The sequence below is a fragment of the Pseudoduganella sp. genome (assembly GCF_041914865.1).
In the GTDB taxonomy this organism is placed as follows: Bacteria; Pseudomonadota; Gammaproteobacteria; order Burkholderiales; family Burkholderiaceae_D; genus Rugamonas.
Genome location: NZ_JAYSCO010000039.1, coordinates 1 through 21478, shown reverse-complemented (window position 1 = coordinate 21478; position 21478 = coordinate 1). Strand labels below are relative to the sequence as shown.

Below are 21478 nucleotides of genomic sequence, written 5' to 3'. Positions count from 1 at the left end.
GCCTCCTTAATATTCGATGGCGACTTCCTGCGCGCCCAGCGCTTGCTCGAGCGCGGTCTTCAGTTCGTCCGAGGGGGCGACGCGCCAGTCGTCGCCCAGCTGCAGCACGCAGTCGATGCCTTGCGGTTTCACGCGCATGGAGACCGGCAGGCCGTAGGTGTCGCGGTGCGGGCCGAGTACTTCGGCCAGCTTGGCCGAGGGCACGGCTTGCGGTAGCGCGAGCCCGATCTGGCGCCCGAACTGGATGCGCGCGGCGGTGATGTTGTACACCTTTTCGGCGGAAATGCGCAGGCCGCCGGAGAAGCGGTCTTCCGATACCTTGCCCGTCACGCACAGGAATTCGTCTTCCTTGAACATGTGCTTGTTCGGTTCAAAGACTTCGTTGTAGACGGTGACTTCCACCACGGCGGTCTTGTCGTCCAGCGTGACGATCAGCAGCTTGCCGCGCTGGGTCATCTGGGTGCGGATGCCGGAAATCACGCCGCACATCATGCGCGGTTCGCGCGATGGTTCGAGTTCGGACAGCTTGGTGCGGGCGAAGCGGCGCGCTTCGGCCTGGTAGGAGTCGAACATGTGGCCGGACAGGTAGTAGCCCAGCGCGATCTTCTCCTCCGCCAGCTTTTCGCGGTCGGTCCACGGCAAGGCCTGCACATAGTCGGGCGGCGCCACCAGGTCGGAATCATCGCCGCCGAACAGGCTGACCTGGTTGGCCGATTTGGCTTCCTGGTCGGCGTATTCCATGGCGAAGCTGACCGAGGCAAACAGCACCGCGCGGTCGACGCCGAAGCAGTCGAACGCGCCGGCACGGATCAGGGCTTCGATGGTGCGGCGGTTCATCTGCTTCTTGTCGACGCGTTTGCAGAAGTCGAACAGGCTGGTGAACGGGCCGCCGGCGGTGCGGGCGGCGATGATCGCTTCGATCGCGTTCTGGCCGGCGCCCTTCACGCCGCCCAGGCCATAGCGGATCTTGGTGGCTTTCTTGCCCGGCTCGCCGTCCGGGCGGAAGTGGTAGGCCGACTTGTTGACGTCCGGCGGCAGGATGGTCAGGCCGCAGACGTCGATCGAGTCTTCCACCAGAATCTTCACCTTCTCCGTATCGTCCATGGCCAAGGACATGTTGGCTGCCATGAACGCTGCGGTGTGGTGGTGCTTCAAATACGCGGTGTGGTACGACAGCAGCGCATACGCAGCCGCGTGCGATTTGTTGAAGCCGTAGCCGGCGAACTTCTCCATCAAGTCGAAGATCTCGTCGGCCTTCTCGATGGTCAGGCCGCCCTCTTGCGCGCCCTTGCGGAAGATCTCGCGGTGCTCCGCCATCTCTTCGGCTTTTTTCTTACCCATCGCACGGCGCAGCATGTCCGCGCCGCCCAGCGAGTAGCCGCCGATGATCTGCGCCATCTGCATAACCTGTTCCTGGTAAACCATGATGCCGTAGGTTTCGGACAGGATGCCCTCGGTGCGGGGATCGGGGTAATCGAATTTCTCGCCGTGCTTACGCTTGCAGAAGTCCGGGATCAGGTCCATCGGGCCCGGGCGGTACAGCGCCACCAGCGCGATAATGTCTTCGAAGCGGTCAGGACGCGCGTCTTTCAGCATGCCCTGCATGCCGCGCGATTCAAGCTGGAACACGGCGACGGTCTTCGCCTTGGTCAGCAGCTCGTAGGTCGGACGGTCGTTCAGCGGCAGCTTGGCCAGGTCGAAATCGGCCAGCGCCGGGTCGAGGTCTTTGATGTAGTTGACCGCGCGGTCCAGGATGGTCAGCGTGGTCAGGCCCAGGAAGTCGAACTTCACCAGGCCGATGGCCTCCACATCGTCCTTGTCGAACTGCGATACCACGCCCGAGTCGCCGGACTGGGTGTACAGCGGGCAGAAATCGGTCAGCTTGCCGGGCGCGATCAGCACGCCGCCGGCGTGCATGCCAATGTTACGGGTGATGCCTTCCACCTGCTGCGCCAGGTCGAGCAGCTGGCGCACTTCTTCTTCGTTCTCCTGGCGCTCTTTCAGCAGCGGCTCCTCTTCGATCGCCTCGGCGATGGAGACCGGCTTGCCCGGCTTGAACGGAATCAGCTTGGAGACGCCGTCGCAGAAGTTGTAGCCGAAGTCCATCACGCGGCCCACGTCGCGGATTGCGCCCTTCGCCGCCATGGTGCCGAAGGTGGCGATCTGCGACACCGCTTCGCGGCCGTACAGGTCCTTCACGTGCTGGATCACCAGTTCGCGCTTCTCCTGGCAGAAGTCAATATCGAAGTCGGGCATCGATACGCGCTCAGGGTTCAGGAAACGTTCGAACAGCAGGTTGTATTTCAGCGGGTCCAGGTCGGTAATCTTCAGCGCATACGCCACCAGCGAGCCGGCACCGGAACCACGGCCCGGGCCGATCGGCACGCCATTGTTCTTGCCCCACTGGATAAACTCCGCAACGATCAGGAAGTAGCCCGGGAACTTCATCTTGATGATGGTGTCGTTCTCGAACTTCAGGCGCGCCTCGTAGCGCGGGCGCTCCTTCTCGCGCTTCTCCGGATCGGGGAAGAGCTGGATCAGGCGTTCTTCCAGGCCCTTGGTGGTTTCCGCGACCAGGAATTCGTCGATGGTCATGCCCGGGGTCGGGAAGTTCGGCAGCTGCGGCTTGCCCAGCACCAGGTTCAGGTTGCAGCGCTTGGCGATCTCCACCGAGTTTTGCAGGGCAGCAGGCAGGTCGTGGAACAGCTCCGCCATTTCCGCTTGCGTGAGGAAGCGCATCTGCTCGTTGAAGCGCTTGACCCGCTTGGCGTTGGCCAGCATCTCGCCTTCCGCGATACAGACGCGCGCCTCGTGGGCGATGTACTCGTCCTGCGACAGGAACTGCACCGGGTGCGTGGCCACCACCGGCAGGCCAAGCTTGGCCGCCAGCGCCACCGACTGGCGCACCTGCACTTCCTGGTTGGCCTGGCCGGCGCGCTGGATCTCGATGTAGAAATGGCCGTTCGGGAAAATCTCGGCCCACTTGCGGGCATTGGCTTCCGCCAGCTCCAGGTTGCCGTTCTCGATGGCCTGGCCGATGTCGCCGAAGTGGGCGCCGGACAGTGCGATCAGGCAGTCGCGCGGGTCAACGCCCGGCAGCAGCGGGTACTCCTTGTTCGGCAGGTCGCGCAGCCATTCGGTGCGGATTTCGGCGCGGCCCTTGTACTGGTTGTTCAGCCACGCTTCCGACAGCAGCTCGCACAGCTGCAGGTAGCCCATGCGGTTCTTCGCATACAGCATGATGCGGTGCGGCTTGTCGCGGTTTTCGTCGTTGGTGATCCAGGTATCGACACCGATGATCGGCTTGATGCCCTTGCCGCGCGCCGCCTTGTAGAAGCGCACCATGCAGAACATATTGGCCAGGTCGGTCACGGCCAGGGCGCCCTGCCCGTCCTTGACCGCCTTCTTGATCATGTCGTCATAGCGCACCAGGCCGTCGACAATCGAATACTCCGTGTGCACACGCAGGTGGACGAATTGCGGTCCGGCGGGCGCCTGGGCTGGCGCGGCGTCTACTGGCTGGTCGATTGTTTCAATGCTCATTGGGCGGGCGGTCGATGGATAGTCGGATATCCCGCTATTTTACCGCCTGAGCTCGGGCTACCGCTATTCGTATACCTTCCCGCCCACCGCCCGCATGGCAGCGGCCAACTGGCGGTCAAAGGTTGCCAAAATTGCTCCTGTGCGCAAAGCCAGATCCAGATAGCTCGCGCCATAGACAGTCAGCCCGCACAATCGCGCCCGATGCAATACTTGCCGTCTTTGCACGACTGGTGAAATAGCTTCCATCACCAGGGGGAGCGCATCCACCAGCTGTAAAAACGCTTCGGCTTGGGCAACTGTCAGCATCCCCCGCCGCTCCCCCACCAACAAACCGTTGGCAAGCTCCAGATGCAGGAATGCAGGCGCCAATAGTTCGAAGTCGGCCAGGTGATCGCGCAGGCGCGCTGCACAAGCCTGCTCAATAGCATCCTGCCGCGCAAATTGCCATGCCAGGACCATGGAAGCATCCAGCACCAGTTTCATTGCCGGCCTTCGCGGATCCAGTCCCGGATTTCGTCGTCGCCAACCCCTTTGATCAGCTCAATCTTGCGCAACGCATCGATCGTGGCCTGAATGTCCTGCCGAGCGTTGGCTTCGGAAGGGACAAGGTCGGCCACCGGCTTTCCACGCACAGAAATGGTGAAACGTTGTCGCTCCGCGACCTCACGCAACAGCTCCGAAAGGCGGGCTTTAGCATCGAACGCGCCGATTTCCCTATACATGTTGGGCCTATTAGAACTAGTTCACTAACTAGTTCAGTATAGGTCGCCTCCTGACCTGTACAAGCAGACACAGATGGTTGCAAATTGCGCGGGATTTCGGCAGGAGCCGGTTTAGAATGGGCTACACATTCCTTCGGAGAACACCATGAAAATCGTCGCTGCCGCCTTGCTGATGTCCGCCGCGCTGACCGCCCAGGCGAACGACGCCGAGCAACTGGCCAAATCGAAAAGCTGCTTCGCCTGCCACGCGATGGCCAAGAAGCTGGTCGGCCCATCCTTCAAGGATGTCGCCGCCAAATACAAGAGCGATAAGGGGGCCGAGGACAAACTGGTGCTCAAGGTCCTGCAAGGCGGATCCGGCGTCTGGGGCGCGGTGCCGATGCCGCCCAACCAGGTGACCGACGCTGAGGCGCACCAGCTGGTGCGCTGGGTGCTGGCGCAGAAGTAAGCGCTAACGGAAGCATCAGCGCCAGCTTCCCTCCACCGCCAGCGCCGCGCCCGCGCGGAGCTGGTAAGTACCCGCTTCCCCCAGCCGCAGCTCCACCTGCGAGCCGAGCGGAATCGGCGCCTTGAAACGGGCCGAGATCGCGCCCAGGCGGCGTCCTTCCGCCTGCTCCAGCAAAGCGCACGCCTTGGCCACCGAATGCATGCCGTGGATTATCGGCGCCTTCATCCCCAGCAAGCGCGCCGACCATGGCCACAGGTGGATCGGGTTCCAATCGCCCGACACCGCCGCATAGCGCCGTCCCGCATCCGCCGCGAGTAACCACTCACCCACCGCGCGCCCTTCCGCCACTGGCGGCACTGCGGCGCGGGCCCCACCTTCCGCCCGCCGCCTGCCGCGCACCGCCAGGTAGCGGCTGCGACACTCGAACACGGTCTGCCCCTGCTGCGTGCCCACCGTCAGCAGCTCACAATAGCGCGCCCCATTCTCCGCCGGCGGCTCCACCACCACCCGCGTGGCCAGCTCCATCGGCAGCGCCAGGTCGGGCCGCTGCTGCTCACGGATGTCGTTCTCCACGTGCACCATGCCCGCCAGGCGGAAGGGAAACTCCGGTCCCAACATCGTCGCCAAATGCGCCCGCTGGGTCGGCAGATAGTAGAAGGTAATCGGCAGCGCATCGGGCGCAAAGCCGAGCAAGGCGTTGTACCGCTTCAGCGAATCGGCATCGATCTTATCGAGCGAAAAGGTCGAGGTCATTTCGACCGGCGCCCGGCTCGACCGCGCGCCCTTGAACAGAGCCCGCAGCAAGGTCGCCGGCCCGGCCGGAGGAAGGTTGGGGAAAGTTGTCATCCCACTATTTTGCCTTATGCCAGCAAGCAGCGCTCAAGTGTAGTGGCTCAAACTTGATCTGATATTGACTGTCAGATGGGATAGAGTCTCGCTTGGTCCGAAAACGTCCAGTTGCGGACGTCCAGGTAGACGCGGTTCTTTTCCCTCCCTCTAATTAGGGATGCGGTTTTGGATTCGCTCGCTGAAAATTGCACTGTATGTGCTTGCGAACCGAAGAGGTCGCGCAAACGGAAGCGAAGAGACTAACTAACCAGTGGACCACTATGACGAGAACTCTCAATAAAACATTTGCCAATCATGGCGTTGCCTGGGAAGGCATCTACGGGTACAACCAGGCGGTCAAGGTAAAGGACGTCATCTACGTGTCAGGCCAACTGGGCCATGACCACGAGGGTGTTCTAGTTGCCCCGGCGACACTCGATGCCAATGGCAAGCCAACTGACTTCTCCGGCATGGAACAACAGATGCGGCAGACCTACTTGAACACGATCGCCTTGTTGGCTCAATTTGGTGCGACGCTAGATAACGTCGTCGAGGAGACTCTTTATGTTCTTGATGTCGATGCAGCGTTTGAGGTAGCGGGAAAAGTCAGGAAAGCGGTCTATGGTAATGATTTTCCGCAATGCGCAAGTAATCTGATCGGCGTTAGCCGGCTTGCGTTTCCGCAGCAGCTTATTGAGATAACGTTTCGTGCGGTTCTCCCAGATGACGTAACCGTTTAGAAAACCATCGATGAAGCGCTGGACTTTGAAAGGCAGCCCACGTTAAACCCGTTGGTCGAAAGTTCGATCAATGAATTGCCGTGGGCGAACACGATGACTGAGGCGATCATACCGAGCTACATTGGTCGAGGTCAGATACGGCGATGAATTGGGCGGCCGCAAGGGGGGCGGAAGCCGCCTCCCAACTAGCACGCGGTGTCATATTAAGTCTGAGCTAGTACAGCTCAAGTGAAAAAGGACGCCACCATGGCCGTGATCAGAATACCAACCATTAACCTGAACCAAAGCCGCATCTCCCGGCGCCACTCATCAAACTTCGCATCATTTTCTTTGCGCCACTTCTCGAGCTTGGAATCGTTCTCCTTACGCCAGGTCTCCAGCTTTGAATCCCCCTTCCCGCTCAACGTCTCAAGCTTTAAATCGTTCTCACGGCGCCACGTCTCGAGCCTTGAATCATTGTCCTTGCGCCAAGTTTCGAGCTTTGAATCGTTGTCCTTGCGCCAAGCTTCGAGCTTCGAATCGTTCTTCTTGCGCCACGTCTCAAGCTTTCGATCATTCTCAGCCCGCCACACCTCGAGCCTGGCTTCAATAGCCATTCTAAACTCTTCGTTTCCCAGAATATGTGCTTCGTTCTGGGCGGCGAGCTTTTCAGTCAATTCTGCGCTCACAACCGAGAGAATTTGCCCAGGCAATGCATCGATACGCGCGTTCTGCGCAGCAAAACCATCCTCGACTAACTGCCTGAGCAATTTAAGCTCAACCGAAAGGTCTTGCACACGCACCTCCAGCTTGGTGATCCTCGATTCATGATCTGGAGGGCTTTGATCATCATCAGGACGTGGAAGTTCCATGTGGCCTCACAAAAAGACTGCGATTCCTTATTGTTCCCCTGCAGCTGAGGCGCGCATTGATGCACCTCAGTCAGCTCCTCTTAGGCATCCGCTCAAAGATGTCCGCCTGGAGACGAAGAACCGTCATCTCTGCCAAATGTTTGGATTGCACGTCTTGCATCGTAAATCGGTGATCCATCTGGTTCGCATGCATGCGCAATACGTGCAGGATCTCCTGCAACTGCTCTTCCATACGCTTAAACCGCTGCTCATCAATCGAGTCCATGATCATTCCTCCACTGCTTAAGGAAACGATTGGAAAACAGCGAACCGGAAAAGTTCCGTCGACCTGCCCAATATTTGAGCAGAAGCCAGAGAGCAGCTATAATGTCGGCTGTTCCGGTTTTAACCTCATACCAACCCCATGCAAGCAACCATCGAAAACGCGCCTGCAACGCCCGGCGCGGCACCAGCCGTTTACGTCAACATCGCAGCCTACAAGTTCATCACGATGGACAAGCTGGACGAACTGCGTCCGCAATACCAGGAAATCTGCGCCCGCCTGGGCCTGAAAGGCACCATCCTGCTGACCCCGGAAGGCATCAATATGTTCCTGTCCGGCACCCGCGCCAATATCGACGAATACCTGGCCTGGGTCCGCAGCGACGCCCGCCTGGCCGACCTGGAAGTGAAAGAAAGCCTGTCGGCCGAGCAATCGCACCGCCGCATGCTGGTGCGCATCAAAAAAGAAATCATCACCATGCGCATGCCGCTGATCAAGCCGGAAGAAGGCCGCGCCCCGCATGTGGAAGCCAAGACCCTGAAGCGCTGGCTGGACCAGGGCCACGATGACAACGGCAAGCCGGTGGTCATGGTGGAAACCCGCAACGACTACGAAGTCGACGTCGGCACCTTCAACAACACCGTCGACTACCGCCTGAAGAAATTCACCGAATTCCCGGAGATCATCGAAAAGCACAAAGCCGATTTCGAAGGCAAGACCGTGGTCACCTTCTGCACCGGCGGCATCCGCTGCGAAAAAGCTGCGATCCACATGCAGAACATTGGCTACGACAACGTGTACCAGCTGGAAGGCGGCATCCTCAAGTACTTTGAGGAAGTCGGCGGCGCCCACTACACCGGCGACTGCTTCGTGTTCGACTACCGCACCGCGCTCAACCCGCAGCTGCAGCCGACCGAAACCACCCAGTGCTTCGCCTGCCGCGCCGTGGTCACCCCACGCCAGCAGCTGGCGCCGGAATACGTGCCGGGCAAATCCTGCCCAGCCTGCTTCGACAAGCACTAAGCCACCACCCGCCCCGCCACAGCGGGGCGGCGGCGTTACTTCATCGCGGCGAAAAATCCGGGGCGGCGGCGTTGATCTCGCCGATGAGGCGCAGGCCTTCCTCATCGCCTTCTGCCGTTCCCTGCGGAATCGGAATGCCGTGCAGTTGCGCCCGCAAATCCTGCCAGCGTTCCTGCAGCACTTCCCAATGCCTGGCGTCGTAAGTCCCTTCGAAGATCACTGACTTCACCATGATGCGCGGGAAGTGCTGCGGCTGCGTGCCATCCTCCAGCGCTTTTTCAAGCAGCCTGCTCCAGCAGCTTCCGACCCGGTCAACCCGTCCGATCTGCTGTTCCACCACACCCGGGTTCCACTCAGGATGCATCATCACCACCGTGCGGCATTCACGGTGCAGGTTCAACCCTTCACGTCCCACCATCGACTGGGCAACCAGTACCTGCGGGAAGCTGTCACGGCGGTTGAATGCTTGCTGCAGCATCTGGCGCGAATGTGGCCTGGTGCTGCCATCCATCAAACGTGCGAAGCCGCCTTCTGGCCGCAGGAACTCGTCCGACAGGCGCTCCGCTATGTCCGGCCACGCATTGCCAGCCTCGATTTCCCCATCCATCGCTTCCGGATCGTCGCGGTCCATGGCGCCGCGCAGGACTTCGATGAAGGTGTCCGCCAGCTCGTGCGCTTGCGGTTCAGCGGTGAGGAACTCGGGGCGCAGGTTCAGCATGGCGCGCGAGACGGCCGCCAGGCTGCCATGCTCGGCGGCATCCTGTGCGTGCGCACGGAACGCCCGGAACAAGGAAATCGTCGCCGCGCTCCTGTTCTCCAGCGCGCCTTCGAGACGGTCCATCAGGTGCGCCCGGAAGCGCTTGCGCGCCGCTTCAAGCTGCTCGTACTGGGTGCGCAGCTGGCTGGCGATGCGGCGCTGGTCTTCTTCGGTCATGTCCCTTTTGTGGACCCAGCGGTAAGCCGCGCTGACCGCCGGCCACTCGCCACGCTCGCCATCCGTGTCGCCCTCGTGGATTTTCGATTGCGGCCAGGATTTGCCGCTATTTAAGCGGCGCAGCATTTCACAGGCGTTCAGGAACTTGACCAAGGTCTCCATCGGCTTGGTAAAGCGGCCAAACACCAGTACTTTCTCGCCGTCGGCGACCAGCTTCTCGATACACGCTGCCGTTGCCTGGATCGCGGGGTGCTCGTACAGAACGTCTTCACTGTTCCCGGCAAACGCATTGGCGATCACGCCAGACCACCATTGCGCGCGCTGGCTGCGCTTGTCGTCCGCAGAAACGGCTTTTTCGACAATCGCCTCGCTGCCCTCCTCCTCGTAATTGAGCTGCGCCTGGTCAGCGGCACTATCCTGGTTGAACTGGTCGATCAGGCCCGCAATGCCATGGCCATTACCGAAGGTCAGGCGCAAACGCTTGCCGCGCGTGCCGATCGCCCCTGGTTTGATGACGGAGAGCGCCTCCGCCGCGCAAACTGCGCGCTTCCAGGAAAGCGACAGGCTGTCCAGCTTGACGTGGATGTGGCGGTCCACCTCGCGGTAGGTATCGGCCGGCAATCCGGTCTTTTCGGCGTAGCGCCGGATGGTGGCGTCGCTCCGCTTGTCGCGCCGCAGTACATAGGGCGACAGGGCCTCCTGGAAGGCCTTCGCCGCCGCCGCATACTCGGCCCTGACCTGCGGATTGGCGCGCCAGGCGCCACGCAGCTGGCGCACGGCATCCGCATAACGCTTCACTTCGCCGAAAGTCTGCTTCACGCCAACGCGCGCCAGCGTGTCCTGCCACTGCTCTTCATTCAGTTCGACCGGCGTCGCCGTGATAGCAACCCGGCGCATGTCCGGCGCGCGCAAAACCACATGCTCCAACAACTGTGACAGCATGCTGATCTCGCCACGGCTCTTGTGGGCTTCGTCGATCAGGAGCAGATCGAACATGCCCAGGCCCAGGCCCACTGCACGGGCCAATTCCGGCCGCAGGTCGCCGTGCTTCTGGTAGTGCTCCGCCTTCTGCAGTTGGGGATAGGTGTATTTTTCAGTGATTTCCTGCAGCCATTTGAAGGCCGGGTGCGCCGGGTCCCTCGGCACTGCTGCAACGATATCCGGCGCCGTCTGGCCGCCCCACAAACAGGTCTTGGCGTCCTCCACCGAGTGGCCGGGGACCCGCCGCTTATCGGCCTTCTTCCAGCAAGCGTATACCTCCGGCAGCAGGGCAAAGCGCTGGGTGCCGGATTTCATGTTCCAGTTGCAGAACGAGTGCGAGACCATGACGATATCTTCCTCGTACCACGGTGTTTGCCCAGCACCGCGCCAGCGCTGGTGGAACATGTCCAGGCTGCGCAGGACTTCCGGCACATCCCGCCCGAACACGCGGAACTCGGCTTGCCACTGGAAGCCCAGGCCCGGCGGAATCAGCACGCCAACGCGCCCGCCGCATTTGACGACGCAATGCGCCAGCGCGGCGGCAATGCGCGTTTTCCCCATCCCGACTTCGTCGGCGATCAGCAGGCCATGCGCGGCGATACGGTCGGCGATGGCGCGCAAGCTGGCGCGCTGCCCATCATTCAGGTTTTCCTCGCTGCTGCCGGCAAGCGCGCGCAGCTCGCGGGCAACGGCTGGCCAGCCTTTGAATTGCTGTTTCATGCTGAAGCTCCCATCGGTTCAAAACCTGCCACACCCCAGGCCTGCTCGACCCGGCGCAATACGCCTTCATACAGGAGGCCCGCTTCCGAATCGCTCTTTTCCGCAAACACGGGCCGGAACGCCGGCAGGTAGAGCGGACTGAAAGGGTTCAGCCCCAGCCGGGAGAATTCCTCCAGCGCCGCACTGCGGCGGGCCTGTACCAGCACCTGCTCCAGGCGATAGCACCAGGCCTGCCAGTCCGCCTGCCTCAGGCCGCACTGCGTTTCGGCGATCTGCTCGACCAGCGCCATCATCCTGCGCATCGCGTATTGGCCAACGCCGCCACTGCGCCGGCCGCCGCCCGGTTCCTGGCCTTGGTCCGGATCGGCCGGATCGTCCTCGGGCGGGTCTTCCTCGTCGCCGGTGCCGGGGAAGCGGCTCAATTCCCAACTGGCGGCATCCAGGTCCAGGTCGGCCAGCTTGCCGCCGGCAACGCGGCCAAACTGGTCGATCACCGGCACCAGCGCTTGATGCGCGCCAGCCCCCCACAGCAGCATGACCTGACGCGGCATAGCCGCCGGCCACCAATACCCTTTGCCAGGCTGCGGCTCGATGCACTCGCCGGTGCTGGTGGACAGTTGCGTGCCCGTCAGCTTTTCCGGCAACTCCGGGCAGAGCCAGCCGCCGCCATCGTCCGCGCGCCAGTAAAGATAGCTGAGCGGAAGTTCGGCAAACTCCGCTTCGCGCTCCTCCATGCCGGCGCCTTCCCGCAAGGCGGCGACGTCTTCCAGTTTGCGATCGCGCTGGACCGGCAACACGTTACCCAGCACGCAGGCCGGGTCCACGTGCTTGCCGCCTTCCCAATACAGCTCGTCCGGGACCAGCACGATGCCGGCTTCCAGGTTGCCGCCGTTGGCCGACGCGCGGCTGGTGAAGCCCGGCGCCGTCAGATTGCCCGAGCCCATATACAGCCACGGACTGCTGCAATTGTTCGATGTGGAGCGCAGGTTCGCGCTGAAAATGAACTTGGCGTGCAGCTTGCGCTCAGGCTCGCTGGGCTGGCCGGCGGCACGGATGGTCCAGCCGTTATCGATCATCGTTTTCGCCGTCGCCGACACGGCCTGGCAGGCCGACGGGTCGACAAAAACATCCGCATACGGGTTCTTCGTCAGCATGCCCTCGTCCTGCAGGGTGGTGACGATCTGGCGCAGCACTGCCGGCTCTTCGGCGTTGCTGCCCTTCCCTTCGAAGAAGCCTGAGCCCAGCGCAATATAGTTGCGCGAGACGCGCTCGCCCCTATCCGGGAACGTGCCGACCATGGCGTCCAGCAGGGACATGCCTCGGTTATCGATAAAACGTGGCTGCACGTCTTTGCCGCGACGGCTGGCGGCGGCGATCCAGCGCTCCAGTTCCCGGGCCGCCAACTGGCCGGGGGACTGCGCGCCGGCTTCGTCCTGAATGCCGAAGATGTCGGCATCGTAGCGCTTGCGCAGCCAGCGCAGCATGTCCCACGCCGCGGCGATGTCGGCGCAGTCAAGCCGCTCGTCATCGTCCGGTCCCGGCAGCGCCGCGCTGTCCAGGTCCACCCGCCAGGCAAGGTCCAGGCTATCGCGCAAGGTCTGGCAAGTCCAGTTACCGGTCGAAACCACAAGGCGCAGCAGCCAGCGGCCTGCCTCCTCCTTGTGCCGATAGCCAAGCAGCGCGACCTTGGCGTGCATCAGGCGATAGGGCCCCACCCTCTTCAGCGCGGCGATATGCAGGACACCGGGCGCCGCCACAGGCGAGATCTGCCGGCTGCCGGAATCGAGCATCAGGGCCAGGTACAGGCGTCCGGCAGCGGCCCGGGCGGCGCTGGTCAGCCCGGTAAAGCGTTCCGCCGCAATGTCCATGAATTCGGCGTCGGCGGAATAGCCGCACACCCAGCCAAAGGCACCGGTGAAACCGTCCGGTGCGGTGAAATGCTGCGACAGCGACAGCGGGGAAAAATCGGGATCAGCCATTGCGTTGTTCTCCTTCGCTTGCCAGGGCGGCATCCAGGACGCCATTCAAGTCAAGGTTCAGCAAGTAGAGATTGTTGATGCGATAGGACACTCCCGCCGGTACCAGCGGCGCCTTTGCCGGCAGTCCTTCCTCTTCTGCCGCCTCGCGGTTCGCCAGGCGGGCGTCCGCCGAGAATGCGGCACCCGGCACGATGCGCCCGTCGCGCATGCGCAATACGCGCTCGTCAAGGCTGACCAGCTTTTCGATCAGGCGCGCATCGGAAGTGTCGGTGCAGGCGCCCGCAAACGTGCCGGCCCCGGTGCCTGCCTTGTCCTCGTAGCCATGTTCAAGGTAGGCTGCGGCGGCGTTGCGCAGGTTCTCCAGCGCCGAGTGCACTGGCGCCTGGGTCAGGCTGGATGGCGCGATTTCGTGCGGCGTGAGCTGCGCCAGCAAGGCTTCGATCGTCTCAAGCAATGCGTAGGCGGCCGCCTGCAGCGCGAAGAAAAGGCGCCCGGCTTGCACGTCGTGCCAGTGCGTTGCACTCAGCTGCCGTGGTTGCTCGTCCGGCTTGACCCGGCCATGGCGCAGGTCTTCCATCCATTCCAGCAGGTTGCGGCGGCGGGTGGCCTCCTCCCCCACCCCGTTGACCAGCAGGTGCCGCAGTTGCTCGCGCGCCGGCAACGGCAAGGGCTCCACCGGCGACAGCAGCTTGCAAGTCGCAGTCGAATTCAGTTTGCGCTCATGACCGCAAACCCATTGCTGCAAGGCTGTCAGATGCGCCGCACCGTACGGGAGCGGAAGTTCGCGGAATGCCGCATCGAGGAAGGCGCGCCCCGCCGGGGTCATCGCATAGCTGTTGAAACGCTGGCCTTTCGACGTGACCAGGCCAAGCTCCAGCAAGGCCTGCACGGATTGCATGCGCATGGGCTGGGTGATGTAGAAGCTGGGGCGGCTGATGTTGGCAAAGCTGAAGTCTTCCAACACTTGCGGCAGCGTGTCGCTGCCTTTGATCCGCTCATCGCGCGCGCGCCCGCTCCGGTCCAGTGCGTGCCAGCAGCCGAAGGCTTCCAGCGCGTTCGCGACCTGGATATTGCTGGTCCGGCTGCCCGCCTGCCGGGCCAGCTCGTTGACGGCAACGCCGAGCGTGGCCAGGAAGACCTGGCGGGCAAACCAGACCCCGCCCAGACCCGGCACCGCCAGTTCGTTGAAATTGCGGACAGCGGCACCCAGCCCAAGGGTACGCACACGCCGCACCGAGCCGAGCGACTCACGGCCCAGCAAGCCCCACACCATAGTTCCCATTCAGCGTTCCCTTATACGTTCACTTATGCGTTCACTTCGCGGAACTCGACATCGATCGCCTGGCCGGCCTCGCGCCAGGCGTGGAAACGCGAGCGCTTCTCGCGCTGCTCCACCACCTGCTTGTTCAACGCGACGACATCGTTTTCCAGCTCCACAAAGTTCGCGAAGAAGCGCTTCTCGAAATCTTCGCTGTTGAGCATGTCGAGCAGCTCTTTGCGCTGGCTTTCGAATTGATGGACGATATCCTCACGCGCCTTGGCAAAGGCTTGCTCGCGTTTGACTTGCTCCCAGGAGTCCCACGCCTCCATCGCCAGGCCGAACACAGCCAGTGCGCCGTTCAGGTTTTTGGCCAGGTTGGTGGCGCCCCACGGCTTGAACTTGAGGACTTTGCCCAGGTCGAAGCCGACAAATTTTGCCGCGCCGACCAGGCCATCGCGCGTGGCCAGCACGGTGGTGTTGTTGATCAATTTGCTCTGCACCAGGTAGTCCAGGCCCTGCTTGCCCATGACTTTGACGGCGGAATTGAAATGGCTCACTTCCGCATCGAAGCTGATCCGCATATTGCCGATGTCTTCCGTCACGGTCTTCAACTGGCGTTCAAACTCATTCTGCAAACGGGTGGAAACAACAATGCCCTCGCTGCCGACTTCGCGCTCAAAGAAGTCCATGAACGTATCGATGCTGACGCCCTTGGCTTGCATTACCAGGCCGGAGAAGTAGCGCACCACGAAATCGCGCAGCGAGATGCGCACATCTGAAATCTGGCTCCTGGCGATGTTCAGCTGCTTGTCCAGGCGCTGGCCCATGTTTTCGAGCTTCTTTACTTCCTCGGCGATGCGTTCATCGTTCTCGATGGCGATGGGCAGCTGCTTGGACAGCACATCGCGGATTACGCTGCGCTTCATTTCCTGCACCACCGCCAGCGCGCCGCCGTTGGCCGCGATCTTGTTGCGGGTTGCATCCTGCAGGGTGTGAATGTGCGACAGGGCTTTGAACTGTTCCAGGTTCGACAGCCAGTGTTCGGTCCCCAGGTCAAAGGGGTTGGCGGCCACGCCGACGATCGACAGGGCTGCGGCCTCCTCCGGCTGCAGCGCGATCAGGTCGATCAGGCGGCCGGTAACGTTGGCCTTCTTCACCTCCATGCCGCGCGCGTAGTCGGCTTCGTCCTCGACGTCCGCCACCTGGTCGAAGCGGCTCAGTACAAACACCGTGCGCGGCAATAGGTTCAGCGTGCGGAACAGCCACACCAGGTCGTCCTTGTGGCTTTCCTTGATCGGGTTTGCCGGGTCCATCACGTACAGGACCAGGTGCGCTTCACTGACGTACTTCTTGGTGATGTCCTTGTACTTCTCGATTTCATGGGTGGAGCTGTTCTCCTGCTCCTTGAAGCCGAACAGGCCCGGCGTGTCGATCAGCACAAAGTCCGAGCTCACATCGTACAGGCGCACGGCGTTGGACGATTCCTGATGGCTGATGTTCATGGTCGACTTATCCAGCCGCTCCATCCAGGCTGCCGCGATGGAAGTTTTACCGTCCGAGAAGCCGCCCACCAGGGCGACCCGCAGTTTCTCGCCAGCGACCGACTGGATCGCCGATTCCAGCTTGCTCTGCAGTGCCGGATCGATCGCCACGCCAACCGCTTCGCCCTGCTGCAGGAAGTCCTTCAGTTTGTTCAGCAGTTCCAGCGACTGCGCCTGCTGCGCCTTGAACGCGTCCAGGGTGTGTTCCATTACAGGGCTCCTTCCGTTTTGATGGTGTTCGAAATATTCTTCAGTTGGCGCTCGGCCTGCTTCAGCAAAGCGGCCATTTGCTCGATCTGCTGCGCCGGCAGCTCCAACGCTTCCTTCACAGCGTCGAGTTTTGGCTGCAGTTGCGGCAACGCGGCGTCCAGCGTTTCACGCAAAGAGTCGCGCAGCCTGCTATCAATGTTGCTCAGGTTGGAGTCGGCGGATTTGCGTTGCTCCGATTTTTTGAAGTCCGAGCTGAGGAAACCGCGGAACGCCTTCCAGGCGCCGACCACCAGGCCGGCGGCGCCCAGTGCCAGCATGACCCAGCCGGAAGGGTTCCACGCCAGCAGCGCCCCACCGGCGAGTGTGCTGAGCAGACCCACGGTGTTGATGCCGCTATCGAGTTTGATTTTCAAGTCGAATTTTTCGCCGAAGCTGGTGTTCGACAGGTTGCTGTAAGTGTCCATCAGGTCAGTGGCGAAACTCTCGAACCGTTCGACCACACCGCTGATCTGCTCCTGGAATTTTTTGACCTCACCCTGCATCTTGTCCGGCAGGCCTTCGACCAGCATTTCCTTTTCTCGGCGGATGATGCGCTCGAAATCGTCCTTGAAGTCATCGTTGCTGATGTCGCCGTCGATCTTCCGGTAGATGGCGCTGCGCACGCTTTCGGTGAATTCAGTGACGGCGTTTTCCCCTTGCGAGATCAGGCGGCCGCGCAGGGCGTCAAACGACATGTCCAGCTGTTTCTGGGCCTGCGCGGCGTCTTTCGCCAACTGGCTGGCCAGCGGTTCGAACGAGTCCTTCAGGGTGCTTGACACGCGGTCGGTCGCATCGGCAACCGCACCATGCGCCTTATTGAAGTTGGAACGGACGATCTTGGCCTTGCTGTCTTGCACCAGCTTATCGACCACGATATCGTGGAACTCTGCCATGCCCGAGCGCTTGAGCAGCTCGTCCTCGCTATACTTGGCGCCGAACTTGGCCTTGTTTCGCGCTTCGTCCGACTCCGGCACCAGGCAGGTGGCGCTGGCCAGGAAGGCGGGGAATGCGCTCAACGCCAGGTGCCCACGGTAGTTCTCGCCGAGGACGCTGGCCATCTTTTCATCGACATCGCGCAGGCTGGCTTCCTCGTCGCCCTCAACAAGTTTGGCCTTTTGCAGTGCGATCGGATTGGTGACGCGCTTGTTGTAGATCGTCCAGACCTCGGTCTGGGCGCCCAGCTGCTGCTTGATCTTCTCCAGGGTGCCGGCATGCGTGCCATCGCCCTTTTGCGGCGCGGCGGCCTTGCCGGTCACGTAGAACACTGCATGCGCTTTTTTGACGCCCGCCCAGACGCCGTCGAGGACCAAGGCCTCTTTCCCTTCGATGCCGGGCAGGTCGAGCAAAGCAAACTTCTGGTTGTTGGCAGTGAACTCATAAGCCGTCGATTCACGTGTGAAGTCGCTCCCGCCCTTGCCAATGATCGCACCATCGGCATGCTGCGCCAGTTGCGCCATGGACGCATTGGCTTCCGCCAGCACCTGCTTGCTGGCCTCATACTTCTGCTGCGCGTCGGCGTGCTGTTGCTGCAGGCCGGCCGTCTCCACACGGCGGGTATTCTCACGCGTGCGCAACTCGATGGCCAGCGCCTGGCTTTGCTTCTCCTCCGGACGCTTGATGAACAGGTCGAGCAATTTTTGCCAGAGCGAGGCAGCCTGCTTGTGCTCCTGGATGATCTCCTGCAGCACCTTGATCTGGGCGCCGAGGCGTTGGATCTCGCCGCTATGCGCAGCGTCCGCCTGGTCGAGTTCCTGCTTGAGCTTTTCGGTTTTCTGCTCGGCCTCCGCCACCGCAGCGGCCATCGCCTGCAGCCGCGCCGGGGTAATGCCAAGGCGTTCCTGCAGGGCCTTGAATTCAGCCTGCTGCTTCACTTTGCCCGGCTCCTGCAACATCATCCGCATGGTCTCGATGATGGAGGACTTGCCGGCGTTGGTCTCGCCATAGAACGCGATGGTGAAGGTGTTCCACTCCGCGTTGCGCTTTAAGGACTCGATATTGTCTTTCAGCTCAACGCTCAGCGCTCCAAAGATCTCCTCGGCCTTTTCCTTGGCGCTCGCAATTTCCTTGTCGGACGAAAGCGTTTTCAACTTGGCGAGGATAACGTCCACCTCATTCGATACGCTGGCGTAAATATCCTCTGGCGACTTCAACTCCATAAGCTCTCAGTTCCTTTTCGTTGATTTATGCTGTGTAAAACTGCAGGGCGGCCCAGCAGGCCAGGAAAAACAAACTCAATGCAAACAAACCCACGGCCCCGTTCGGGCGCAGCACGCCAAAGTAGCCCAGCGCCACGGTGGCAATACCCTTCTTGACCGGTTCCATGGCGCGCCAGCGCTGGATCACTTTCAGCAGGCCGAGTACGGCGGTGAACGTGCCACAGCCTGCCACCATCACGCGGTAGACCAAGAATGGATCCAGTTCGCCGGCAGCAGTGCGGCGGTAGATGAAACTGAGCACGGCGACCAGGGCGGCCAGGCCGAATGAGATCGCTGCATTGACATAGAGCGCGCGGCGGCTGGCAACGGCGGCCAGCTCCAGCTCTTTTTTGACCTTCTCGGTCTTCTCGTTGATCAGGTCCGAGACTTCCGCCTTCATGAGCGCGATGCGCTGGTCGAGCATGACGCCGAACTTGTCCGCCGAATAATCGATCAGGTTGCGAATCTGTTCCGCCGTGATCGAACGATGGTTGTGGACTTCATTTGAAAGGACGGTGACGTTGTGCTCCACCCGTTTGCTGGCATCCTCAATCGAGCTTTTCACTTCCGCGCTCAACTGCTTGATCGACTTTTCCACCAGCGGCTCAACACGGCTATCGAGCAGGCGCTCGCCAACGGATTCCAGCTTTGAGAGGGCTTCTTTGAGATTAAGAATGTCCATATTACTTGCATTATAGAATCATTATTTCATTCCGAAACTAACCATTTGTCACAGACAATTGTGGTTGTTTAAGAGAAATTATGATTATGCGTGCGACAAGCCGTGTCGCAGCTGCGCGCGCGGCCGAAAGTGACTTGCAGGCAGGAAAATTTGTTGAAGTGGCAATAGAAAAATGCCAAAATCGCAAGCTGTGTAAATTCCTTGAGGAAGAATATGTTGCGATACCTAGTCCCCCTGCTGCTCGCGCTTGGCCTGTCGGCCTGCGGCGGTGGTGATACCTCCACTGCCGAGCACAAGACCCAGCAGATGCGCCAAGGCTCCGCCGTCGCCGTCGACTACGGACCTGTTGTCCAGCAGCTCTACATTGCATACTTCGGCCGCCCCGCGGACGCCGGCGGCCTCGCCAATTTCAAGCAGCAGCTGCAGATCATCAACAAGGGGGAAACCGCGCAGCACCTGAATGCCGCGTACGCGGGCAGCAGCGCTTTGCAAACGGTCGTGAACTCCTTCGCCGTGAGCGCCGAATCGCAAGCCCTGTACACCGGCGACACCGGCGCCTTCGTGCGATCGATCTATGTGAATTTGCTGAACCGCGAGCCGGACAGCGAAGGAAAGGCCTACTGGGTCAACGCAATCAACAGCGGCCAGCTAACGCGTGCCAAAGCCGCGCTGTCGATCCTGACTGGCGCGCTGGACAACAAAACCCCGCAAGGCCTGCTGGACGCGCAGGTGATCAACAATAAGACGGCCAACAGCGCCGTCTTCACCCAGCTGGTGGGCGTTAACGTCTACTCGGGCGATGCCGCCGCCGCGCTGGCGCGCGACATGCTGCGCAAGGTCAAAGCCGACACCACGCTGGAAGGCTTCCGCGCCACCATCGACAGCACCGTCCAGGCGATGACGCCGACCGCCCCGGCATCGAACTTTGCCGGCAACTACGCGGGCAACTACGACGGCTCCGACCTGGGCACCTTCACCTTCACCGTAGCCAGCAACGGCAAGATCACCGGCAACGGCAGCTCGACCACTTCCGGCGTGACCCTGGTCATTACCGGTGACCTGGGCAATGCCAGCGGCACATCGGTACCACTGGCCGGCAGCATGGGACCATTGAACTTCAGCGGTACTTTGACCGCCAGCGGCACCTTGACCGGCATCTGGAGCGGCCTGGGCATGTCCGGCTCGCTGCGCGCCAACCGCACCAGCCGTTAAGGCAGAGAAAGGCATGGAGCGGCGCCCCGCGCCGGGCGCAAGCCGCGCCAGCCATGCATGCTAATGCAATGACAAGGACGAGCCGGCGCCAGCGGCGCCGGTTTCGCCCGTCAGCCAGGCAGGCCATTGCGGCAACTGCCAATTGGCGGCCCGGTCGGCCTGGTAGAGGATGTGCAGCCACTGGCGCAGATTCTCACTGGCCAGCGGCAGGCTGAAGGACTTTTCGCCGCCATCACGGAAGGTCAGCAAGACGCCGACCTCGGTCTGGCCGATATCTATGGCACTTGCCAGCAGCACCTCGTCATCCTGCGCCGCAACGACCGGCGCCGATTCCCCTAAGGCGCTGCGCGCCGTCTGCTGCGCAAACTCCTGCATGGTGTCGCGCAATTCGGGCGGCGTGCTGGCGAACTGCCCGTCCAGGCGCTGCAGCAAATGCGGCAGCAGGAAGCCCAGCAAACGCCTGGTCACCCAAATCACCACCTGCTGCCCATCCTGCCGCGCGCCGGCAATGCGGATGCGGTCCTCTTCCGGGCTGAAGACGGTGGTGACGCGTTCCAGAATATGGGCCATGACCAGGCGATCCCCGCTGATTACTCTGCTTTAGCCTTAGGCTTGCGCGGTGCGCGCGGCTTCTTCGGCTTTTCTTCCTTGGCAGCGGCGGCCTCGCCGGCCTTGCCCTTCACCGCCTCGATCAGCGCCGCCGAATAGGCGTTGCGCGCGGTCTGGATGAAGGCGATCTGCTGCTGCAGGCGCGCCAGTTCGGCATCCACCGCCTGGATGTTCACCGCCTGCTGCTTGGCAGCGTCGGACAGTTTTGCGGATGCGTAGGAGGTGCCATTGATCGTAATGTACTGCGGGAGACTCACGTTATTTCCTTTATATGGTTTATGCCGTAAATCGGCCAGAGGGCCATGATTGTAGCCCAAACGCGCGGCATCACAAATTGCGGGCAGCGTGCATCCAGCCGTTTGACACAGGCGCCCCGGAAAGAAAGCTGGCGGATTTTGCTGGGTTAGCTTCACCTTGCTCGATTCCAGGATCCGCCACTTGGTAACTTTTTCGTTACCCTAGTCGAATGAAGATCGACATTGTGGAATACGTTCGCGAGGATCAGTCCGTCCAAAGATCCCGGGCGCGCAAACTTAAAAAGAAGAATACATCATGGCACTGCCCCCCAATTTCAAAGAAACGATCCTGGAGCGTGCCGAACGCGATCCTCATTTCGCCAAGACCTTACTTGTTGACGTCCTCACCGCCCTAAAGGGCGGGGATTCCTGCAGCCAGCGTCGCACGTCCGCGACGGAGAA

The 21478-nt window shown here is 61.4% G+C and carries 18 protein-coding genes; 4 read left to right on the top strand and 14 right to left on the bottom strand.

Annotated elements, in window-relative coordinates:
• Positions 1-6: 6 nt before the first annotated feature.
• The 3 genes from dnaE to ACE3TQ_RS17650 all read right to left on the bottom strand — a co-directional run bounded on the left by dnaE (position 7) and on the right by ACE3TQ_RS17650 (position 4265).
• Positions 7-3543: a DNA polymerase III subunit alpha gene (dnaE, locus tag ACE3TQ_RS17660; RefSeq protein ID WP_374583600.1), complete on the bottom strand. Its 3537-nt coding sequence runs from the start codon at positions 3541-3543 to the stop codon at positions 7-9.
• 63 nt (positions 3544-3606) lie between these two features.
• Entirely contained in the window at positions 3607-4026 is a 420-nt protein-coding gene (locus ACE3TQ_RS17655) for a type II toxin-antitoxin system VapC family toxin (protein WP_374583599.1), read from the bottom strand.
• The gene (locus ACE3TQ_RS17650; RefSeq protein ID WP_374583598.1) at positions 4023-4265 is read right to left on the bottom strand and encodes a type II toxin-antitoxin system Phd/YefM family antitoxin; all 243 of its coding nucleotides are present in this window, start codon (positions 4263-4265) and stop codon (positions 4023-4025) included. Before ACE3TQ_RS17650 ends, ACE3TQ_RS17655 begins: the two co-directional genes overlap by 4 nt.
• Positions 4266-4410: 145 nt before the next feature.
• Between ACE3TQ_RS17650 and ACE3TQ_RS17645 the strand changes: the two genes are divergently transcribed.
• Positions 4411-4713 carry a c-type cytochrome gene (locus ACE3TQ_RS17645; RefSeq protein ID WP_374583597.1) on the top strand — a complete coding sequence of 101 codons (303 nt, stop codon included), beginning with the start codon at positions 4411-4413 and terminating at the stop codon, positions 4711-4713.
• Positions 4714-4728: 15 nt separating this feature from the next.
• Here the strand turns inward: ACE3TQ_RS17645 and ACE3TQ_RS17640 are convergent, their stop codons facing one another.
• On the bottom strand, positions 4729-5331 hold the full coding sequence (locus ACE3TQ_RS17640; RefSeq protein WP_374583596.1) for a MaoC/PaaZ C-terminal domain-containing protein: 603 nt from the start codon (positions 5329-5331) through the stop codon (positions 4729-4731).
• 491 nt (positions 5332-5822) lie between these two features.
• Between ACE3TQ_RS17640 and ACE3TQ_RS17635 the strand changes: the two genes are divergently transcribed.
• Positions 5823-6281 (top strand): RidA family protein, encoded by a 459-nt coding sequence (locus ACE3TQ_RS17635; protein ID WP_374583595.1) that lies wholly within the window; start codon positions 5823-5825, stop codon positions 6279-6281.
• 224 nt (positions 6282-6505) lie between these two features.
• Here ACE3TQ_RS17635 and ACE3TQ_RS17630 read toward each other — a convergent pair whose 3' ends face one another.
• Both ACE3TQ_RS17630 and ACE3TQ_RS17625 read right to left on the bottom strand, forming a co-directional pair.
• Positions 6506-7132: a hypothetical protein gene (locus tag ACE3TQ_RS17630; RefSeq protein WP_374583594.1), complete on the bottom strand. Its 627-nt coding sequence runs from the start codon at positions 7130-7132 to the stop codon at positions 6506-6508.
• Between the two features lie 70 nt (positions 7133-7202).
• The gene (locus ACE3TQ_RS17625; RefSeq protein ID WP_374583593.1) at positions 7203-7397 is read right to left on the bottom strand and encodes a hypothetical protein; all 195 of its coding nucleotides are present in this window, start codon (positions 7395-7397) and stop codon (positions 7203-7205) included.
• Between the two features lie 138 nt (positions 7398-7535).
• On the opposite strand from ACE3TQ_RS17625, the gene ACE3TQ_RS17620 reads away from it, so the two are divergent.
• Positions 7536-8417, top strand: a complete 882-nt coding sequence (locus ACE3TQ_RS17620) for a sulfurtransferase (RefSeq protein ID WP_374583592.1) — start codon at positions 7536-7538, stop codon at positions 8415-8417.
• A 40-nt stretch (positions 8418-8457) separates the two neighbouring features.
• Here ACE3TQ_RS17620 and ACE3TQ_RS17615 read toward each other — a convergent pair whose 3' ends face one another.
• From ACE3TQ_RS17615 to ACE3TQ_RS17590, 6 genes are read right to left on the bottom strand one after another with little or no spacing between them, the layout of a single operon-like run.
• A complete protein-coding gene (locus tag ACE3TQ_RS17615) occupies positions 8458-11052 on the bottom strand; it encodes a DEAD/DEAH box helicase (protein WP_374583591.1) in 2595 nt (864 codons plus the stop codon).
• Positions 11049-13031 (bottom strand): hypothetical protein, encoded by a 1983-nt coding sequence (locus tag ACE3TQ_RS17610; protein WP_374583590.1) that lies wholly within the window; start codon positions 13029-13031, stop codon positions 11049-11051. Before ACE3TQ_RS17610 ends, ACE3TQ_RS17615 begins: the two co-directional genes overlap by 4 nt.
• Positions 13024-14313, bottom strand: coding sequence for a hypothetical protein (locus tag ACE3TQ_RS17605; protein WP_374583589.1), 1290 nt, complete (start codon positions 14311-14313; stop codon positions 13024-13026). The genes ACE3TQ_RS17610 and ACE3TQ_RS17605 overlap by 8 nt, the downstream gene beginning before the upstream one ends.
• A gap of 23 nt (positions 14314-14336) precedes the next feature.
• Positions 14337-16043, bottom strand: coding sequence for a LeoA/HP0731 family dynamin-like GTPase (locus ACE3TQ_RS17600; RefSeq protein ID WP_374583588.1), 1707 nt, complete (start codon positions 16041-16043; stop codon positions 14337-14339).
• Positions 16043-18238: a hypothetical protein gene (locus tag ACE3TQ_RS17595; protein ID WP_374583587.1), complete on the bottom strand. Its 2196-nt coding sequence runs from the start codon at positions 18236-18238 to the stop codon at positions 16043-16045. Before ACE3TQ_RS17595 ends, ACE3TQ_RS17600 begins: the two co-directional genes overlap by 1 nt.
• Positions 18239-18263: 25 nt before the next feature.
• Positions 18264-18959, bottom strand: coding sequence for a hypothetical protein (locus ACE3TQ_RS17590; protein WP_374583586.1), 696 nt, complete (start codon positions 18957-18959; stop codon positions 18264-18266).
• A 213-nt stretch (positions 18960-19172) separates the two neighbouring features.
• Here ACE3TQ_RS17590 and ACE3TQ_RS17585 point away from each other — a divergent pair, with 213 nt between their 5' ends.
• Positions 19173-20171, top strand: a complete 999-nt coding sequence (locus tag ACE3TQ_RS17585) for a DUF4214 domain-containing protein (RefSeq protein WP_374583585.1) — start codon at positions 19173-19175, stop codon at positions 20169-20171.
• Between the two features lie 60 nt (positions 20172-20231).
• Here ACE3TQ_RS17585 and ACE3TQ_RS17580 read toward each other — a convergent pair whose 3' ends face one another.
• Together ACE3TQ_RS17580 and ACE3TQ_RS17575 are read right to left on the bottom strand one after the other, a co-directional pair.
• Positions 20232-20741, bottom strand: a complete 510-nt coding sequence (locus ACE3TQ_RS17580) for a hypothetical protein (protein ID WP_374583584.1) — start codon at positions 20739-20741, stop codon at positions 20232-20234.
• Between the two features lie 20 nt (positions 20742-20761).
• Positions 20762-21037 (bottom strand): hypothetical protein, encoded by a 276-nt coding sequence (locus tag ACE3TQ_RS17575; protein ID WP_374583583.1) that lies wholly within the window; start codon positions 21035-21037, stop codon positions 20762-20764.
• Positions 21038-21478 lie beyond the last annotated feature (441 nt).

Bases quoted from the DNA above. Each gene is read 5' to 3' on its own strand.
- dnaE (WP_374583600.1), bottom strand. From the start codon at position 3,543: ATGAGCATTGAAACAATCGACCAGCCAGTAGACGCCGCGCCAGCCCAG.
- ACE3TQ_RS17655 (WP_374583599.1), bottom strand. From the start codon at position 4,026: ATGAAACTGGTGCTGGATGCTTCCATGGTCCTGGCATGGCAATTTGCG.
- ACE3TQ_RS17650 (WP_374583598.1), bottom strand. From the start codon at position 4,265: ATGTATAGGGAAATCGGCGCGTTCGATGCTAAAGCCCGCCTTTCGGAG.
- ACE3TQ_RS17645 (WP_374583597.1), top strand. From the start codon at position 4,411: ATGAAAATCGTCGCTGCCGCCTTGCTGATGTCCGCCGCGCTGACCGCC.
- ACE3TQ_RS17640 (WP_374583596.1), bottom strand. From the start codon at position 5,331: ATGTTGGGACCGGAGTTTCCCTTCCGCCTGGCGGGCATGGTGCACGTG.
- ACE3TQ_RS17635 (WP_374583595.1), top strand. From the start codon at position 5,823: ATGACGAGAACTCTCAATAAAACATTTGCCAATCATGGCGTTGCCTGG.
- ACE3TQ_RS17630 (WP_374583594.1), bottom strand. From the start codon at position 7,132: ATGGAACTTCCACGTCCTGATGATGATCAAAGCCCTCCAGATCATGAA.
- ACE3TQ_RS17625 (WP_374583593.1), bottom strand. From the start codon at position 7,397: ATGGACTCGATTGATGAGCAGCGGTTTAAGCGTATGGAAGAGCAGTTG.
- ACE3TQ_RS17620 (WP_374583592.1), top strand. From the start codon at position 7,536: ATGCAAGCAACCATCGAAAACGCGCCTGCAACGCCCGGCGCGGCACCA.
- ACE3TQ_RS17615 (WP_374583591.1), bottom strand. From the start codon at position 11,052: ATGAAACAGCAATTCAAAGGCTGGCCAGCCGTTGCCCGCGAGCTGCGC.
- ACE3TQ_RS17610 (WP_374583590.1), bottom strand. From the start codon at position 13,031: ATGGCTGATCCCGATTTTTCCCCGCTGTCGCTGTCGCAGCATTTCACC.
- ACE3TQ_RS17605 (WP_374583589.1), bottom strand. From the start codon at position 14,313: ATGGGAACTATGGTGTGGGGCTTGCTGGGCCGTGAGTCGCTCGGCTCG.
- ACE3TQ_RS17600 (WP_374583588.1), bottom strand. From the start codon at position 16,043: ATGGAACACACCCTGGACGCGTTCAAGGCGCAGCAGGCGCAGTCGCTG.
- ACE3TQ_RS17595 (WP_374583587.1), bottom strand. From the start codon at position 18,238: ATGGAGTTGAAGTCGCCAGAGGATATTTACGCCAGCGTATCGAATGAG.
- ACE3TQ_RS17590 (WP_374583586.1), bottom strand. From the start codon at position 18,959: ATGGACATTCTTAATCTCAAAGAAGCCCTCTCAAAGCTGGAATCCGTT.
- ACE3TQ_RS17585 (WP_374583585.1), top strand. From the start codon at position 19,173: ATGTTGCGATACCTAGTCCCCCTGCTGCTCGCGCTTGGCCTGTCGGCC.
- ACE3TQ_RS17580 (WP_374583584.1), bottom strand. From the start codon at position 20,741: ATGGCCCATATTCTGGAACGCGTCACCACCGTCTTCAGCCCGGAAGAG.